We start from the raw sequence: 16,593 nt of genomic DNA, 5'->3' as shown, positions 1-16,593 counted from the left end.
AAAATGTCAAGGAGGAAAAGAACATGGGAAACTTAGATAAGTACAAAGGAATTATTCCGGCTTTTTATGCCTGCTATGATGAGGAAGGAAATGTAAGTCCGGAGCGTGTGCGTGCGTTGACACAGTATTTCATTGACAAAGGTGTAAAGGGCGTTTATGTGAACGGTTCTTCAGGGGAATGTATTTACCAGGGAGTAGAAGAACGTAAAATTATCATTGAAAATGTAATGGCAGTGGCAAAAGGTAAACTGACAGTTATCAACCATGTCGCATGCAACAATACAAAAGACAGTGTGGAACTGGCCAAACATTCTGAAAGCGTAGGGGTTGATGCAATTGCGTCTATTCCGCCTATTTATTTCCGCCTGCCGGAATATTCCATTGCTGCATACTGGAATGCCATCAGCGCAGCTGCTCCGAATACAGACTTTGTTATCTACAATATTCCGCAGTTGGCAGGAACTGCTCTGACTATGAGCCTGTTTGCGGAAATGATGAAGAACCCAAGAGTGGTAGCTGTAAAGAATTCCTCCATGCCTACACAGGATATTCAGATGTTCAAGGCAGCAGGAAAAGCTGCAAAAGGAGAATTTGTGGTATTTAATGGTCCGGACGAGCAGTTTGTGGCAGGACGTGCTATTGGTGCTGACGGAGGTATCGGCGGAACATACGGTGTAATGCCGGAATTATTCCTGAAATTAAATGATCTGATTGCTGCTGGTGAAAGAGAAAAAGCAACAGAATTACAGTATGATATCAATGAAATTATCTACAAAATGTGCTCCAGCCATGCAAATATGTATGCAGTAGCAAAAGAAATTCTTCGTATCAACGAAAATCTGGATTTAGGCGGTGTTCGTCTTCCGCTGGAAAATCTCCAGGAAGCAGATAAAGCGATTGCAAGGGAAGCAGCCGATATGGTAAAGGCTGCCAAGGCAAAATATCTGTAAGATATTTAAAAGACAAAAGTTTAAAGAGGGAGAAAATTCATGCAGGGATTTACAGTGATTGACTTAGTCATTTTAATTGTTTACCTGGCAGCAGTATTGTTTGCCGGACTTCATTTCGCGAAGAAGGAAATGAAGGGAAAAGAATATTTCAAAGGAGACGGCACTGTACCGTGGTGGGTAACTTCTGTTTCCATTTTTGCAACGCTGTTGAGTCCGATTTCCTTCCTGTCACTGGCAGGAAACTCTTATGCAGGAACCTGGATTATGTGGTTTGCACAGCTTGGTATGCTGCTGGCAATTCCGATTACGATTCGGTTCTTCCTGCCGATTTACAGCAAGCTGGATATTGATACTGCTTATCATTATCTGGAACTGCGTTTCAACAGCAAGGGACTTCGTGTTCTGGGCGCCGTTATGTTTATTGTATATCAGATTGGACGTATGTCCATTATTATGTACCTGCCATGTATGGTACTTTCTAAACTCATGGGAGTGAATGTAAACATTTTAATTATCATCATGGGTGTAATTGCTATTATTTACTCCTATACAGGCGGTTTAAAATCCGTATTGTGGACAGACTTTATTCAGGGCTCTGTACTGCTGATTGGTGTAACTTTTGGTTTGATTTTCCTCATTTCCAATATTGACGGAGGAATCGGAGCTATTTTCCACGAGTTTACAGCAAACCACAAGTTCCTGGCAGAAAATCAGCCGATTTTCGATGCGAACATTTTGAAAGACAGTGTATTCCTGTTAATTGTAGGTGCAGGATTTAACACTATGGGTTCTTATGTATCCAGTCAGGATATTGTACAGCGTTTTACAACTACAACAGATACAAAGAAATTAAATAAGATGATGTTGGCAAACGGTGCGCTTTCTATCTTTATTGCAACCGTATTCTATCTGATTGGTACCGGTTTGTATGTATTTTACCAGGTACAGGGAAATCAGCTTCCGCCGGCAGCGCAGCAGGACCAGATTTTTGCGTCATGGATTGCATTTGAACTTCCGGTGGGTATTACAGGACTTTTACTGGCAGCCATTTACGCAGCTGCACAGTCTACATTGTCTACAGGTCTGAACTCTGTAGCATCCAGCTGGACACTGGATATTCAGGAACGTCTGTCTAAGAAGAAACTCAGCTTTGAAAAGCAGACAAAGATTGGACAGTGGGTATCCCTGATTGTAGGTATTTTCTCTATCGTAGTTGCTATGGTACTGGCAAACGGTGGAGTAAAATCTGCTTACGAATGGTTCAACGGATTTATGGGTCTGGTACTGGGTATTCTTATCGGTACATTTATTCTGGGTGCATTTACCAAGGTGGCAAATACCTTTGGCGCAACACTGGCCTTTATTGCAGCTTCCGGAGTTATGGTTTACATCAAATACTTTGTACCGGCAGATAAGGTATCTATTTGGTCTTACTCCATTATCTCTATTGCAGTATCCTTAGTAGTAGGTATACCGGCAAGTATTATCTGGAGAAAGGTAAAAGGCGATACATCAAAGCCTGCAGAGTTTACAACTATTTACAAAAACTGATAAAAGGAATTTGATACAGGAAGGATTCAGCCCGGATTTCACAGTCCGGGCTGAGTATGGATTTGCGGATTTTTGACCGCGGATAAAAAAGGAGAACAGGATTATGGTATTTGGAAATGTCAGAGATTTAAAGGATTACGGTTATCTGGAAGAAGAAGTTTTAAAATGTTTTGCGTATGCAAAAGAACATGATTTGCTGGCTTTTGAAAAGGGTAGTCATGAAATTGAAGGTGACAACCTGTTTGTAAATATTGTAGAATATAAGACAACGACACCGGAGGAAAGATTCTGGGAAGCACACCGTCAGTATCTGGATTTGCATTTTATGCTCAGAGGTCCGGAGCAGATTGATGTAAATTTTATTGACAATATGGAGCAAAAGGAGTTTGTGGAAAAAGATGATTTTCTGCCTTTGGAGGGAGAATCAAACAGCCATGTAGTGCTGACAGAAGGGGATTTCCTGCTGTGTTATCCAAAAGATGCACACAGAACGGCTGTACAGGTGAAAGAGCCGGTGACCATTAAGAAGGCAATTTTTAAGATTAAGATAAAATAAGCTGTAAGGAGTTGGCACATGAAGACATATATCTGTATTGATATTGGCGGTACGTCCATAAAATACGGCATGATTAGGGAAGACGGAACCTTTCTTACCACAGGAGAAATGCCGACGGAAGCCCAGAAGCACGGCGGCCCGGGGATTATGAAGAAAGCAGAAGCCATTGTGGAAGAGTTTTTGAATACATATAAACCGGAGGGTATCTGTGTGTCCACAGCGGGAATGGTAGACTGTGAAAAGGGGCGTATTACTTATGCAGCGCCTCTGATTCCCCATTATACGGGAACAGAAATTAAAAAGACATTGGAGGAGCGGTTTCATCTGCCTTGTGAGGTGGAAAATGACGTAAACTGTGCAGGACTGGCGGAGCATTTTAGCGGTGCCTCAAAGGGCAGTAAAATCAGTGTCTGCCTGACTGTGGGGACCGGCATCGGAGGGGCCATTCTCATAGACGGCAAGGTGTTCCATGGTTTTTCCGGAAGCGGCTGCGAGGTGGGCTATATGCACCTGCCGGGAGGAGCGTTTCAGGATATGGGCGCCAGCAGTATTCTGGTGAAGAAAACGGCAGAGTACAAGCGCATAGCCCCGGAAAGCATTGATGGAAAATATGTGTTTGAACATGCAAAAAAGGGGGATATGGACTGTATTCGTGCCATTGAGGAAATGTGTGAGGTACTGGGAATGGGAATTTCCAATATCTGCTATGTGGTAAATCCTGAAGTTGTGGTATTAGGCGGCGGTATTATGGCTCAAAAAGAGTATTTGAAGGATAGACTCCGAAAGAGCCTGGACAAGTATCTGATACCTTCTGTGGCACAGAACACCCGTCTGGAATTTGCCAGGAACCAGAATCAGGCAGGTATGCTGGGAGCGTTCTGCCATTTTAAAGAAAGGCATTAGTCAAAAATCTTTGCAGAAGAAAACAGGGAGGCAGTATGGAAGAATACGAAAAAAATATTGTTCCTCACATTGAGGCCATTTATGAAAATTTTACACCGCTGGAAAAGACGATAGCGGATTTCTTTATTCACAATGAAGAGAAACTAGATTTGTCGTCAAAAAATGTATCCAAAAGGCTGTTTGTTTCAGAAGCATCTCTGTCACGGTTTGCAAAGAAATGCGGATATAAGGGGTATCGGGAGTTTATTTTCTGCTATGAGCAGGGAGGGACGGTTGTGAGCCGCAAGCCTGCAAGCGACCAGATTAAGATGGTACTCAACGATTATCAGGAGCTTTTAAACAAGAGTTATTCGCTGATGGATGAGAACCAGATTGGGCGGATTGTGGACATTATTTCTGAGAAAAAGCGGATTTATGTGTATGGAAAGGGAAGTTCCGGGCTGGCTGCCCTGGAGATGAAGCTACGTTTTATGCGTATCGGCGTCACCATTGAGGCCATTACAGATGTGGATATTATGAAAATGAACTCGGTGCTTTTGGATGGGGAATGTGCGGCTATCGGAATCAGTGTCAGCGGCAGGACAGAAGCTGTGATACATTCTTTGCAGTCGGCAAAGAAGTGCGGGGCGGCAGTGATTCTTATGACTTCCCATATTGAGAAAAAGTTTCAGAACTTTTGTGATGAAATTATGCTTTTTGCCGTAAAGGCCAATCTGGAAAAGGGCAAAGCCATTTCTCCCCAGTTTCCCATACTGGTTATGGTGGATATTATCTATTCCCGTATGCTGCGAATGGATGACTTTCGGAGGGAAACGCTGCACGAATATACATTGGAAGTACTGGAAAGGGATTCTTAGGAATCCCTTTCTGTTGTTTCACGCCGGATTAAATAAGGAGTAATGACCTTATGAATAGGTTCCTCCAAAAGAACCGGATTTCTTTTCTTCCGTTCATCCATCTGTTCCACCAGAAGACGGACAGCTTCAAAAGCAATTTTATCAATGTGCTGTCCAACGGTGCTAATGGGAAGGACAGCTTCTGTAGAGATGGGAGAGTCGTCAAAGCCTACAAGGTAATAGTCTTTGGGCATGGTGCCATATCTCTGAATCAGAAGATTTAAAAATACATTGGCGTGGGTATCACTGGAAATAAACAGGCCCTTTTTCTGATGGGGATAGTCTCGTTCCAACTGGTCTAACACTTCGCTTAAAGTTTTCCGCATGGATTCATAGGTATTCCCCAAATCTTTATAAATAATTTTATGTTTCAGATTCTTTTCCCGGCAGATATCCTGAAAGCCTTTAATACGTCCGTAGGCCGGAATTTCCGGTGGAGTGGGTGTATTGATGTGTATGAGCACATCACAGCCGTGCTCGGCCAGAAGGCTGGTGGCCTGCACACCGCCCATGTAATTGTCCGTATTGACACTGCACACATACTTGTCTTCCCGTTCAATGGTGACAATGGGAACGTGAAGATCAGCCAGTTCTTTTGAGGGGATGGTAAAGCTTAAGATTATCAGACCCTCGATTTTATAGGACATCAGTTCCTGAATATACCGCCGTTCAGTGTCTGCATGTTCATTTCCGATAAATACAAGGAATTTATAGCCGAAACGTTCGTAGGTCTGCAGAATCTGATTCAGCATTTCCGAATAGTAGTGATTATGCAGATTGGGGACAATAATACCGATAAATTCGGTCTGTCCGTTGGCGAGAATCCGTGCTACTTTGTTTTCTTTATAATCTAAATCTACCAGTGCTTTTGAAATGATTTCCTGATTTTCCAAAGTAAGAGAATCCGGATTGTTGAAATACCGGGAAATGGTTGTCTTGGAAAAGTTGGTATATTTTGCAATATCATCAAAAGTTACGTTTTTTTTCTGTTTCATAAGCGCCTCTTTACTCATTTGTCGTTGAAAAACAGTATAGCAGAAGTCCGGGAGAAGAACAAGGAAGAATCGGTTAAGTAACCGGTTTTGTAAAATGTCTCCAAATAATCCTTGGGCAAATCGTACAGTTTTTACAAAGTTTTTTCAAAAAGGGGAAAAACTGCACAAAGACGTTGACGGAGAGAGGTTTCTATGCTAGTATGAAATTACAAAAGTAACCGGTTACTTTACCGGTTATATGACGGCTGAAAAAGGCATGAAAAAGCGGGAGAATCCCGACTACATAAGATACAGGAGGAATAAATCATGAAGAAAAAAGTCGTGACAAGAGTGATGGCATCAGCACTTGCCGCAGTGCTGGGGGCAGCGACACTGACAGGATGTACCTTTGGTTTTGCCAGTGACCCGGACGACCCCAACGAAACACAGAAGGAGGTGCCTATTGATACTTCTACAGACACCTTCCAGTATGATTCTTCATTGGATGGAACCAAGATTACTCTTCTGAACTCCAAAGCGGAAATTCAGACAGCGCTGGAAAAGATGGCGGCGCAGTTTGAAGAAAAGGCCGGGGTACATATTGAGGTTATGCCTGTGACAGACGGAGATTCCCCTTATACCAAGGTGGTAAGTATGTATAACTCCGGAACACCGCCTACAATGGCAATTCTGGATACCACAGATGTCATTGCCCTGGCAGAGGAAAAAGCTTTGGATTTGTCATCTGAAAAGTGGATTTCCGAAGCGGAGGATTATGTGACAAAAGTCAATGGAAAGGTATACAGCTTTCCTCTCTGTATTGAAGGAAGAGGTATTATTTACAACAAATCAGTGATTGAGAAAACACTGGGAAGAGAATTTGACCCGGATTCCATTACGACCTTAGATGACTTTAAAGCATTGCTGAAAGAACTGGCGGACGCAGGGATGGAACGTCCGGTTTCCATGGCGAAGGAGGACTGGTCTTTGGGCGCTCACCAGCTTCAGTATATTTATGAGACAGAGGACGGAACCTCAGCGGGAGCACAGAAGGTGATTGAAGAGATTAAGGATGGCAGCCTGGACCTTACAAAATATAACCGTATGAGCCAGTTTTTAGATATGTTTGATGTGCTGAAGGAGTACAATGTGGCAAAAGCTGACCCTCTGGGGGCGGATTATGACGAAATGGCCATAGATTTGGCAGATGGAAAGACTGCTTTCTGGTTCAACGGAAACTGGGCATGGCCGAATCTGGAAGAAGCGGGAGCAGAGGAAACGGACGAATACGGATTTCTTCCATATTTCATGAATAACGACAAAAATGACTTTGTAAATTCCAAGATTCAGGCATCTCCTTCCAAGCAGGTGATGATAGACGGACAGATTGCCAGTGAGAAGGAACAGGCGGCGGCAAAAGAATTCCTGAACTGGATTGTATACAGTGAAATCGGACAGCAGATGATTGTAAAAACCAGCAGCCTGATTCCACCATTCCAGAACAATCCGTACGAGCCGGCGGATCCGTTGAGCAGAGATATTTACCAGAAGGCACATGACGGCAAAACCTTCAATGCATCTGCGATTGTGCCAAACGATCATTGGTCTGTACTGGGAGCAGCCATGCAGAAATATCTGGCGGGCAGAAGTGACAGAGAGGAATTAATCAAATCTATAGACAAATACTGGGCTGACCAGAAATAGAAGATAGAAAGAAGGCGGAGCGAATGAAATCAAATAATAAGAAAAAAGACTTCTGCATGTTTGCACTACCCGGCATGTTTTGCTTCTTTGCAGTAGTGATTGTACCTTTTTTATATGGTGTATATCTGACTCTGACAGACTGGAACGGTGTGTCTAAGGTAAAGAATTTCATAGGACTGGAAAATTTTGCAGGGGTTATGAAGGACGCACAGTTCTGGAGTTCCCTGGTACTGACCTTTAAGTATGTGATTGCCGTTGTGGTTCTGGTAAATGTACTGGCTTTTGCCATTGCATATCTCTTAACCAGAGGCATTAAGGGACAGAATTTCTTCCGTGCAGGATTTTTTACCCCGAACTTAATCGGCGGTATTGTCCTGGGATATATCTGGCAGTTTGTATTTTCCAGAGTTTTTGTAAATATCGGAGAGAGCACAGGCTGGTCTTTCTTTGAAGTTTCCTGGCTGTCTGAACCAAACAAAGCTTTTCTGGCCTTGGTGGTAGTATCGGTATGGCAGCTTTCCGGTTACATGATTCTGATTTATGTGGCAGGATTTATGGGACTGAGCGAGGATGTTATGGAAGCAGCCAGCATTGACGGGGCATCCGGCTGGGTAAAGCTGAAAAACATTATCATGCCGCTGATGATGTCTTCCATTACCATTTGTCTGTTCCTGACCTTGTCAAGAGCATTTATGGTATACGATGTAAACCTTTCTCTGACCGCAGGTGCGCCTTACGGAACAACCGAAATGGCAGCTATGCATGTGTATGAAAAGGCGTTTACTTCCAGACAGTTCGGCGTAGGACAGGCAGAGGCATTTATCCTGTTTGTTATTGTAGCCTGCATCAGTGGCCTGCAGGTATACTTCACAAAGAAGAGGGAGGTTGAAGCATAATGAATGAGACAAAGATTGGCGGAACCAAGAAAAAAATAACAAATATTCTTTCCATGGCAGTGCTGCTTATATTATTTGTGGCTTATATGTTTCCATTTGTAATGGTAGTTATCAACTCCCTGAAGCAGAAGAGAGATATTATCAAAAGCCCGTTTTCCTGGCTGTTTACCATCAAAGGTCTGTCTTTTGACAACTTTGTAAAAGCCTTTACCCAGATGGATTTCCCACGTGCTTTCGGAAATTCCCTGATTGTAACGGTCAGTGCAACTTTACTGGTTACTTTATTTGCTTCCATGCTGGCTTACTACATTGTTCGCCATAACAATAAGATATCAAAGCTGACGTTTTCCTTAATGGTAGCGTCCATGATTATTCCTTTTCAGGCCATCATGATTCCTCTGGTAAGTATTTACGGCGGTACTTTGAATATCTTAAACCACAGAATCACCCTGATTTTTATGCATACCGGATTTTCCATGGCTATGTCGGTCTTTATGTTCCATGGATTTATCAAGGGCAGCATGCCGGTTGCTTTGGAAGAAGCGGCTTATATTGACGGCTGTACCCGCGCGCAGACTTTCTTTAAGATTGTATTTCCATTGCTGAAACCTATTATTTCTACGATGGCAATCCTGAACTCTCTGGCATTCTGGAACGATTTCCTTCTGCCGTCTCTGGTATTGACAGACAAGAAGCTTTTGACACTGCCGCTGTCCACTTACAGTTTCTACGGCACTTATTCTGCAGATTACGGAACGATTATGGCAGGACTGCTGCTTTGTGTTATCCCGATTCTGATTCTGTATGTGGTACTGCAGAAACAGATTATCAGCGGTGTGGTAGCTGGAGCGGTAAAATAAGATTGGAACGGATTTAAGGAAAGGGAGTATCTGGTTATGATAAAAGACACGTTACATTTAAGAGCACCGGGAAACTGGATCAATGACCCAAATGGATTTATTTACTACAAAGGAAAATATCATTTGTTTTACCAGTATTTCCCCTATGCGCCGGAGTGGGGCACCATGCACTGGGGCCATGCAGTAAGCGAGGATTTGCTGCACTGGAATCACCTGGGTGTGGCGCTGTATCCCACAAAGGATTATGACAGAAACGGAATTTTTTCAGGGAGCGCGCTGGAAAAGGATGGGAAAATGTACCTGTATTATTCTGCGGTAAAATATCTGGAAACGGAGGATGAGGATATTCATCACGCAAAAGGGGATGCTTTTGAGACTAGTCAGGCTATGTTGGTTTCAGAGGATGGATTTACTTTTGACAACATGGGGGCGAAGAAGCAGATAATCCCGGTTGTCAGGGATGAAAGCATTGCAGACGCCACGCATACCAGAGACCCAAAGGTATGGAAATACGGGGATATGTATTATATGATTCTGGGAAGCACAATATTCGGGAAAAAAGGACGTGTGTTGTTTTATAAGAGCGCGGACGGTGTAAACTGGGAATATGTCAGTCAGTACAGCCATGAGAATTTTGGAACGATTCTGGAATGTCCGGATCTTTTTGAAATCCAGGGACAGTATGTTTTCCAGGGGTCTCCCATGAATATTCTGGAAGACGGTTTGGAATATGTACATCATTCTATATGCACACTTGTGGATTTCCGGGAAGGGGAATGTGGATTGTCACTGCCAAAGGAATATCAGTTTGTGGATTACGGACTGGACTTGTATGCTCCACAGACCAATGTGGACAAAGACGGAAGACGGGTTATGGTGGCATGGCTGCGTATGCCGGAGGCGGTAAAAGAGGACAGCGAGAGAGGTACCTGGAACGGTATGATGTGTACGCCCAGAATGATGGAGGTACAGAACGGACATATTTATTTCCGTATGCATACGGAGGCAGACAAGTATCTGTCGAAAGAAGTACAGAACAGAAAAGATGTAGATTATGACCGGCCTTTCCGGCTGCAGACAACTCTGAAAGAAGGAGATGTGCTGGATATAGGCGGATACAGGATTTATGTGGAAGAGGATTGTGTAAAGGCGGACAGAAGCAGAGTGTTTGGAAACAGGAAAAATTACCGGATGGTAAGCAGCACTCCGCAGTTAAAAGGCAGCTATGGGCTGGATATTGTTGTGGATAAAAATCTCATAGAGATTTTCGTAAATAACGGCGAATATGTCATCAGCAATGTGGTATACAATCTTCAGAGGGAACTGACAGGACCGATAGAGAAGATTTTAGCAGGGTGGGATGATGAGAATGAAAAAAAGTGACAGTGTTTTTCAGGAAAGAATGGCAAAGCATCAGGATGAACTGAGATGGCTTTACATGGAATTATACGGAAATGAGGAAATGTTCGGAGAGCTGACTTCTCAAATGTATGAATATTATCAGGCGAGAAAGGCAAGTCTGAAAAACCGGGATAAAAAGAGAGAGGAAAATCCGGACTGGTTTAAGAAAAACGATATGTTGGGCATGATGCTCTATCTTGATAATTTTGCAGGAAATTTGAAGGGCGTACAGGAAAAACTGGATTATCTGAAGTCTTGTAATGTAAACTGCATACATCTCATGCCCTTTCTGGATTCTCCGGAAGGCCGCTCGGACGGCGGTTATGCGGTGGCGGATTTCAGAAAGGTGAAACCGGAGCTTGGTACCATGGAGGATTTGGCGGCACTGACAGACAAGTGCCACCGGAAGGATATGAATGTGTGCATGGACTTTGTCATGAATCACACTTCCGAGGACCATGAATGGGCCAAGAAGGCGAGACAGGGCGACGGAGAGTATATGAGCCGTTATTTCTTCTATGACAGCTATGATATACCCGGGAAATACGAGGAGACGGTGCCTCAGGTATTTCCAACCACTGCTCCGGGTAATTTTACTTACCTGCCGGAACTGCAGCATTATGTACTGACCACCTTTTATCCTTATCAGTGGGATTTGAATTACAAAAATCCCAGGGTATTTAATGAAATGATGTATAATTTTCTCTATCTTGCCAATCAGGGAATTGATATTATCCGTATTGACGCAGTGCCTTATATCTGGAAAGAACTGGGAACTTCCTGCAGGAATCTTCCGAGAGTACATACCATTGTAAGAATGATGCGGATGATTGGCGAAATTGTGTGCCCAAGCGTGATTCTGCTGGGCGAAGTGGTAATGGAGCCGGAAAAGGTGGTGCCTTATTTTGGAACGGTGGAGAAGCCGGAGTGTCATATGCTTTACAATGTGACGACCATGGCGACGACTTGGCACAGCCTGGCCACCCAGGATATCCGGCTGCTGAAACAGCAGATGGATGTGGTGAATACGCTGCCAAAGGAATATACATTTTTGAATTATCTGCGGTGCCATGACGATATTGGATGGGGACTGGACTTTGATACCCTGAAATGGTGGGGGATGGAAGAGGTTTCTCATAAGAGATACTTGAATGATTTCTTCACCGGAAAATATGAAGGCAGTGTCAGCCGGGGCGAGCTTTACAATGATGATCCGGTAACTCAGGATGCCAGATTCTGCGGCACTACAGCGTCTATGTGCGGTGTGGAAAGCGCAGGCTTTGAGCAGGATGAGGAAAAAATGGAAAAGGCCGTGGGGCTTGATTTGATGCTTCACGCTTATATGTTTACCCAGTCCGGAATTCCTATGCTCTACAGCGGGGATGAAATCGGACAGGTGAATGATTACAGCTATAAGGGCAATCCGTTGAAGCGGGAGGATTCCCGTTATCTTCACAGGGGAGCGTTTCACTGGGATCTGGCAGCAAAGAGAGGTCATGCAGATACTGTGGAAGGAAAGATTTTCATGGGACTGAACAGGCTGGAAAAACTTCGCAGACAGGAAGCTGTGTTTGATACAAAAGCCAGTGTGTATACTTATGACGTGCATGATGATTCCATTCTCTGTATCATGAGGGAAAGGGATGGGGAGAAATTCTTTGGAATCTTTAATTTCAGCAGCCAGGACAGAACAGCATGGATGCAGGAGGACGGAGAGTACCGAAACCTGATGACAGGGGAGAAGATGGAAATGAAAGATGTGCAGGTGCCGGGACATGGATTTGTCTGGGCAAAGAGGGGAATTGTGTAAAAATAAATACGGTTAAGATTGAGGCTGTCGCATTAAATAATATGGAAAATGTATAAAGATTTTCTGCTATTTAATGCGACAGTTCTTTTTTATGAGAGAATGATAAAAGAAGACCCGGATAAATACCCGAGTCTCTAGATGTTTCTATTTCTTATTTTGCCAGCCGTCTGATTAGCCGAAGTATCTCTTTAACAGACCTTCAAATGCTTTTCCGTGACGAGCTTCGTCTCTTGCCATTTCATGAACAGTATCATGGATAGCATCAAGGTTCGCAGCTTTTGCACGTTTAGCCAGGTCGAATTTACCAGCTGTAGCGCCGTTTTCTGCTTCTACACGCATTTCCAGGTTTTTCTTTGTGCTGTCTGTAACAACTTCGCCTAATAATTCAGCGAATTTAGCAGCATGTTCTGCTTCTTCATAAGCAGCTTTTTCCCAGTATAAACCGATTTCAGGATATCCTTCTCTGTGAGCAACTCTTGCCATAGCCAGGTACATACCAACTTCAGAACATTCACCTTCGAAGTTTGCTCTTAAATCAGCTAAGATGTCTTCGCTAACGCCCTGTGCAACACCTACAACGTGCTCAGCAGCCCAGCTTCTTTCTGCAGACTGTTCTACAAATTTTTCTGCGCCTACGCCGCAAACTGGACATTTTTCAGGAGCTGTTTCACCTTCATAAACATAACCACATACGCTGCATACAAATTTTTTCATAATGATAATCTCCTTTTCTTATTGAAATTTTGTTTGTTATTAAATCTGGCTTATGCCAGGTTTTTTATTGATAATAGTAATGATTACTATTTTAATTTAACATACTTGAGTAAAATTGTCAACTACTTTTTTTGAACTTTTTTGTTTCTGCACAGTGTCTGCAAATGCCATAGAAAGTAGTGGTGTGTGCAGTAATCGTTCCGTCAAAATTCCGGGCGGCCTGTTCTTTTATACAGTCTATATCAGCAAGCTCTATGTCCTGAATACAATGACAATGAGTGCAGATAAAGTGGCTGTGGGGTTTTGTATTACAGTCAAAACGGTCCGGGCCGTCGCCTGTGGAAATCTTTGCAATTTCACCGAGTTCTACCAGAAGTGAAAGATTCCGGTATACGGTACCAAGGCTGATATTTGGAAATTCGGCTTTGATTCCTGCATACACAGTGTCTGCGGTAGGGTGGTCCTGACAGCTCTGTATAAATGCTCTGATACATTCCCGCTGCCGGCTGTATTTTAAAGCAGCCATAAAGTTCTCCTTTCTGCCAGTGAAAGCTGACTGATTAATAATAGTAATTGTTACTGTAATCAATTTAGCATACTTGATAAAAAAAGTCAAGTATAAAAAAGAAAAAAATAATAAATTATTTTGTGTTTCAAAGATTCTGTATTGCAATTTCTTAAAAAAAGGTGTAGTATACTAAATATCAATAAGTAGTTTTGAAAACTACATAATGAAATATAGATATCTATAAATAGTGTTAAGAACCAAAGTTTTGAATATACTAACATAAGAGAGCAGATTGACAATTCAGAAGCAAAGGAGTGGAGAGTATGAAAATCAGTACAGAACGCAGCAGAAAATTTAAAATTAAAGAACCGGGAAGTGCCATTACCCATTTTATAGGCTGTGTTATGGCCTTGCTGGCAGCGCTGCCGCTGCTTATAAAGGCGGCCAGAGAGCCGGACCATATTCATATGATTGCCATGAGTATTTTCATATTGAGTATGATACTTTTGTATGCGGCCAGCACCATTTACCATACCGTAGATTCTACGGAGAAGGTGAACCGGAGGCTGCGGAAAATGGACCACATGATGATTTTTATTTTGATTGCAGGAAGTTACACGCCGGTGTGCCTGATTGTTCTGCAGGGAAAAACAGGGATTATGCTCTGTGCAGCAGTGTGGACGGTTGCATTCATCGGAATTGTTGTTAAGGCTTGCTGGATTACCTGTCCGAAATGGTTTTCTTCTGTGATTTATATTGGTATGGGATGGCTGTGTGTATTTGCTTTTATTCCCATTGTACAGTCCCTTTCCCCGGCGGGATTCGGTTGGCTTTTGGCAGGGGGAATTATTTATACCGTGGGCGGAATTATCTATGCGCTGAAATTACCTTTGTTTAATTCTAAACATAAAAATTTTGGTTCTCATGAAATTTTTCATTTATTTGTCATGGGCGGCAGCATTTGTCATTTTATTGTAATGTACTTCTTTGTAATGCCAATTCATGTGTAAAACAAAATAAAAATGTGGATAACAGGGCTTCTGAAAATGCGAAATGTGGATTTTCGGAAGCTCTGTTTCTATCTATTTTAAAAAGTCCTGGCGAAATTTGCGAGGTGAGATTCCCACCTGTTTTTTGAAATGGTTACAAAAAGAGGGAGAATCTTTAAATCCGCAGGAAAATGCAATTTCTGTAATGGTATAGGAAGCAGAGGACAGCATTTGTGTGGCGATTCGTATGCGGTGCTGCATCAGGTACTGCTTGGGGGAAAGCTGTTCTTCTTCCATAAAAATCCTGTATAAGTAAGTGCGGTCAATGCCCACATGACGGGCAATATCAGAAATTTTGATATCATACGAATAGTTGTTTTCAATGTATTCCTGGGCTTTTTGAAAGTATCGGTGTGTGAATTCCTCCCGTTTCCCGTCAACGGTATTTCGCATATGAGAAAGCAGAAGAAGCAGACTTCCTGTAAGCTGAAGCTGATTTCCGTGGGAATTTTGGAAGGACTGCAGCAGAAAGGCCATAGCGTCACAAATCTGGGCTGTTTTTTCCGGGACACTGTTTAAAAAGACAAAGGAATGAGAAAAAACGGTCTGGCGCAGTGTCTGTTTACAGTTTTTTCCGTCAAAGCCCACCCAGGCATAGGTCCAGGGGTCTTCCTGGTCCGCTTCGTAATAGGTGGATTCCATGGGGGGAATCAGAAAAGCGTCGCCCTTGTGCAGGGAATAAGTCACACCGTTCTTTCGGTAAAAACCTTTGCCGTCTAAAACTACATGAAGCAGATAGTGAGGGCGGACAGCAGGGCCAAAGGAATGACCGGGCTCGCAGTTTTCTTTTCCACAAAAATATACGGACAGATAAGCCTGTTCCGGGGTTATATCTTGTTCCATTTTTGACTCCTTTATGCAACAAATCAACAATTTTTAGATACAAAATCACATAGCAACATTTTCTATGAAATTATATAATAAACAGGAGAGAACAGCAATGACAGAATTCCGTTTGCACATTGACGGTGTTTTTAAAAGAGGACTATAATGAAAGCAGAAAACACGAAAAGGAGAAAAGCAGATGGATACAAAAATGTTGTTTTTTGATATAGACGGGACACTTATAACAGAAGAAGACGGAAAAATGCCGGACAGTACAAGAGAAGCACTGCATCTGGCACATAAGAGAGGTCATCTTCTGTTTATCAACACAGGAAGGACAAAAAAGAGTCTCCCTAAGGAATTGCTGAATATGGGGTTTGACGGATATATCTGTGGCTGCGGAACCCATATTTTTCTCCGGGGAGAGGAACTTTTGGCAGCCAGACTTTCCAATTCGCTTTGTAAAGAAGTGGCGAAGGAAGTGCGAAGCCATCATGTGCCGGTTTTTTATGAGGCTTCTGATGCCATTTATATGGACAGGGAAATGCCTGAACTGGAAAAATGGGAGGAAGTGGCGCGAAGCACTTTCCAGATAGAAGGAAGAGATATTGAGGAAGTGTTGGCAAGCGACAGTCTGGTGTACGATAAGCTGCTGATTATCCTGAAAGAAAAGGAGACCCGGCAGGCCCTTCTGGAATATTTGTCCCGGCATTTTGTCTGCATAGACAGGCTTCATCATATGTATGAAGTGGTGCAGAAAGATTATTCAAAGGCAACAGGAATTCAGTTTATCTGTGATTATCTGGGCGGGAAAAAGGAAAACTGTTATGTGTTCGGAGACAGTGAAAACGACAGGGCTATGCTGGAGGCTGTGCCAAACAGTGTGGCTATGGGAAACGCCGAACAGGCAGTAAAAGACATCTGTTCTTATGTAACAACACCCATCAGGGAAGATGGAATCTACAGGGCAATGAAACATTTTGACCTGATTTAAAA

16 protein-coding genes are annotated in these 16,593 nt (G+C 43.0%); 12 read left to right on the top strand and 4 right to left on the bottom strand.

Annotated features, from left to right (window positions below; translation table 11 throughout):
• The first annotated feature begins 23 nt into the window (after positions 1–23).
• From WKT17_RS07020 to WKT17_RS07000, 5 genes are all read left to right on the top strand, one after another.
• On the top strand, positions 24–950 hold the full coding sequence (locus WKT17_RS07020; RefSeq protein WP_291681120.1) for a dihydrodipicolinate synthase family protein: 927 nt from the start codon (positions 24–26) through the stop codon (positions 948–950).
• Positions 951–989: 39 nt separating this feature from the next.
• Positions 990–2,501, top strand: a complete 1,512-nt coding sequence (locus WKT17_RS07015) for a sodium:solute symporter (protein WP_291681121.1) — start codon at positions 990–992, stop codon at positions 2,499–2,501.
• A 103-nt stretch (positions 2,502–2,604) separates the two neighbouring features.
• Entirely contained in the window at positions 2,605–3,057 is a 453-nt protein-coding gene (locus WKT17_RS07010) for a YhcH/YjgK/YiaL family protein (RefSeq protein WP_178761823.1), read from the top strand.
• Between the two features lie 18 nt (positions 3,058–3,075).
• Positions 3,076–3,960 carry an ROK family protein gene (locus tag WKT17_RS07005; protein WP_178761821.1) on the top strand — a complete coding sequence of 295 codons (885 nt, stop codon included), beginning with the start codon at positions 3,076–3,078 and terminating at the stop codon, positions 3,958–3,960.
• Positions 3,961–3,995: 35 nt separating this feature from the next.
• Complete coding sequence (locus WKT17_RS07000) at positions 3,996–4,817, top strand: MurR/RpiR family transcriptional regulator (RefSeq protein WP_173749217.1); 822 nt, start codon at positions 3,996–3,998, stop codon at positions 4,815–4,817.
• Here the strand turns inward: WKT17_RS07000 and WKT17_RS06995 are convergent.
• Complete coding sequence (locus WKT17_RS06995) at positions 4,814–5,851, bottom strand: LacI family DNA-binding transcriptional regulator (RefSeq protein WP_173749218.1); 1,038 nt, start codon at positions 5,849–5,851, stop codon at positions 4,814–4,816. The genes WKT17_RS07000 and WKT17_RS06995 overlap by 4 nt on opposite strands.
• A 306-nt stretch (positions 5,852–6,157) precedes the next feature.
• Here WKT17_RS06995 and WKT17_RS06990 point away from each other — a divergent pair, with 306 nt between their 5' ends.
• Genes WKT17_RS06990 through WKT17_RS06970 form a run of 5 tightly spaced genes read left to right on the top strand, consistent with a single transcriptional unit; the run spans position 6,158 to position 12,501 of the window.
• On the top strand, positions 6,158–7,534 hold the full coding sequence (locus WKT17_RS06990) for a sugar ABC transporter substrate-binding protein (RefSeq protein ID WP_178761819.1): 1,377 nt from the start codon (positions 6,158–6,160) through the stop codon (positions 7,532–7,534).
• A 23-nt stretch (positions 7,535–7,557) separates the two neighbouring features.
• Entirely contained in the window at positions 7,558–8,430 is an 873-nt protein-coding gene (locus WKT17_RS06985) for a carbohydrate ABC transporter permease (protein ID WP_173749220.1), read from the top strand.
• Positions 8,430–9,290: a carbohydrate ABC transporter permease gene (locus WKT17_RS06980; RefSeq protein WP_173749221.1), complete on the top strand. Its 861-nt coding sequence runs from the start codon at positions 8,430–8,432 to the stop codon at positions 9,288–9,290. Before WKT17_RS06985 ends, WKT17_RS06980 begins: the two co-directional genes overlap by 1 nt.
• Before the next feature lie 36 nt (positions 9,291–9,326).
• On the top strand, positions 9,327–10,673 hold the full coding sequence (locus tag WKT17_RS06975) for a glycoside hydrolase family 32 protein (RefSeq protein ID WP_291681122.1): 1,347 nt from the start codon (positions 9,327–9,329) through the stop codon (positions 10,671–10,673).
• On the top strand, positions 10,654–12,501 hold the full coding sequence (locus WKT17_RS06970) for an alpha-amylase family glycosyl hydrolase (protein ID WP_178761829.1): 1,848 nt from the start codon (positions 10,654–10,656) through the stop codon (positions 12,499–12,501). Before WKT17_RS06975 ends, WKT17_RS06970 begins: the two co-directional genes overlap by 20 nt.
• Positions 12,502–12,672: 171 nt before the next feature.
• Here the strand turns inward: WKT17_RS06970 and WKT17_RS06965 are convergent, their stop codons facing one another.
• Together WKT17_RS06965 and WKT17_RS06960 are read right to left on the bottom strand one after the other, a co-directional pair.
• Positions 12,673–13,215, bottom strand: a complete 543-nt coding sequence (locus WKT17_RS06965) for an NADH peroxidase (protein WP_173749223.1) — start codon at positions 13,213–13,215, stop codon at positions 12,673–12,675.
• Between the two features lie 118 nt (positions 13,216–13,333).
• Entirely contained in the window at positions 13,334–13,741 is a 408-nt protein-coding gene (locus WKT17_RS06960) for a Fur family transcriptional regulator (RefSeq protein ID WP_173749224.1), read from the bottom strand.
• 305 nt (positions 13,742–14,046) lie between these two features.
• Between WKT17_RS06960 and trhA the strand changes: the two genes are divergently transcribed.
• Entirely contained in the window at positions 14,047–14,733 is a 687-nt protein-coding gene (gene trhA / locus WKT17_RS06955) for a PAQR family membrane homeostasis protein TrhA (protein ID WP_173749225.1), read from the top strand.
• A 72-nt stretch (positions 14,734–14,805) separates the two neighbouring features.
• Here trhA and WKT17_RS06950 read toward each other — a convergent pair whose 3' ends face one another.
• Positions 14,806–15,615 carry an AraC family transcriptional regulator gene (locus WKT17_RS06950; protein WP_291681123.1) on the bottom strand — a complete coding sequence of 270 codons (810 nt, stop codon included), beginning with the start codon at positions 15,613–15,615 and terminating at the stop codon, positions 14,806–14,808.
• Between the two features lie 181 nt (positions 15,616–15,796).
• On the opposite strand from WKT17_RS06950, the gene WKT17_RS06945 reads away from it, so the two are divergent.
• Positions 15,797–16,591: a Cof-type HAD-IIB family hydrolase gene (locus WKT17_RS06945; RefSeq protein WP_178761813.1), complete on the top strand. Its 795-nt coding sequence runs from the start codon at positions 15,797–15,799 to the stop codon at positions 16,589–16,591.
• Positions 16,592–16,593: the final 2 nt, after the last annotated feature.

The organism is Blautia sp. HCN-20427 (assembly GCF_037890365.1).
In the GTDB taxonomy this organism is placed as follows: domain Bacteria; phylum Bacillota; class Clostridia; order Lachnospirales; family Lachnospiraceae; genus Blautia.
Note: the sequence above shows the minus strand (reverse complement) of the source record. Positions and strands in the feature narration are given on the sequence as shown.

Coding starts and splice junctions, on each gene's coding strand:
- trhA (WP_173749225.1), top strand. CDS start 14,047: ATGAAAATCAGTACAGAACGCAGCAGAAAATTTAAAATTAAAGAACCG.
- WKT17_RS06980 (WP_173749221.1), top strand. CDS start 8,430: ATGAATGAGACAAAGATTGGCGGAACCAAGAAAAAAATAACAAATATT.
- WKT17_RS06985 (WP_173749220.1), top strand. CDS start 7,558: ATGAAATCAAATAATAAGAAAAAAGACTTCTGCATGTTTGCACTACCC.
- WKT17_RS06970 (WP_178761829.1), top strand. CDS start 10,654: ATGAGAATGAAAAAAAGTGACAGTGTTTTTCAGGAAAGAATGGCAAAG.
- WKT17_RS07020 (WP_291681120.1), top strand. CDS start 24: ATGGGAAACTTAGATAAGTACAAAGGAATTATTCCGGCTTTTTATGCC.
- WKT17_RS07010 (WP_178761823.1), top strand. CDS start 2,605: ATGGTATTTGGAAATGTCAGAGATTTAAAGGATTACGGTTATCTGGAA.
- WKT17_RS07005 (WP_178761821.1), top strand. CDS start 3,076: ATGAAGACATATATCTGTATTGATATTGGCGGTACGTCCATAAAATAC.
- WKT17_RS06950 (WP_291681123.1), bottom strand. CDS start 15,615: ATGGAACAAGATATAACCCCGGAACAGGCTTATCTGTCCGTATATTTT.
- WKT17_RS06960 (WP_173749224.1), bottom strand. CDS start 13,741: ATGGCTGCTTTAAAATACAGCCGGCAGCGGGAATGTATCAGAGCATTT.
- WKT17_RS06990 (WP_178761819.1), top strand. CDS start 6,158: ATGAAGAAAAAAGTCGTGACAAGAGTGATGGCATCAGCACTTGCCGCA.
- WKT17_RS06975 (WP_291681122.1), top strand. CDS start 9,327: ATGATAAAAGACACGTTACATTTAAGAGCACCGGGAAACTGGATCAAT.
- WKT17_RS07015 (WP_291681121.1), top strand. CDS start 990: ATGCAGGGATTTACAGTGATTGACTTAGTCATTTTAATTGTTTACCTG.
- WKT17_RS06995 (WP_173749218.1), bottom strand. CDS start 5,851: ATGAAACAGAAAAAAAACGTAACTTTTGATGATATTGCAAAATATACC.
- WKT17_RS06945 (WP_178761813.1), top strand. CDS start 15,797: ATGGATACAAAAATGTTGTTTTTTGATATAGACGGGACACTTATAACA.
- WKT17_RS06965 (WP_173749223.1), bottom strand. CDS start 13,215: ATGAAAAAATTTGTATGCAGCGTATGTGGTTATGTTTATGAAGGTGAA.
- WKT17_RS07000 (WP_173749217.1), top strand. CDS start 3,996: ATGGAAGAATACGAAAAAAATATTGTTCCTCACATTGAGGCCATTTAT.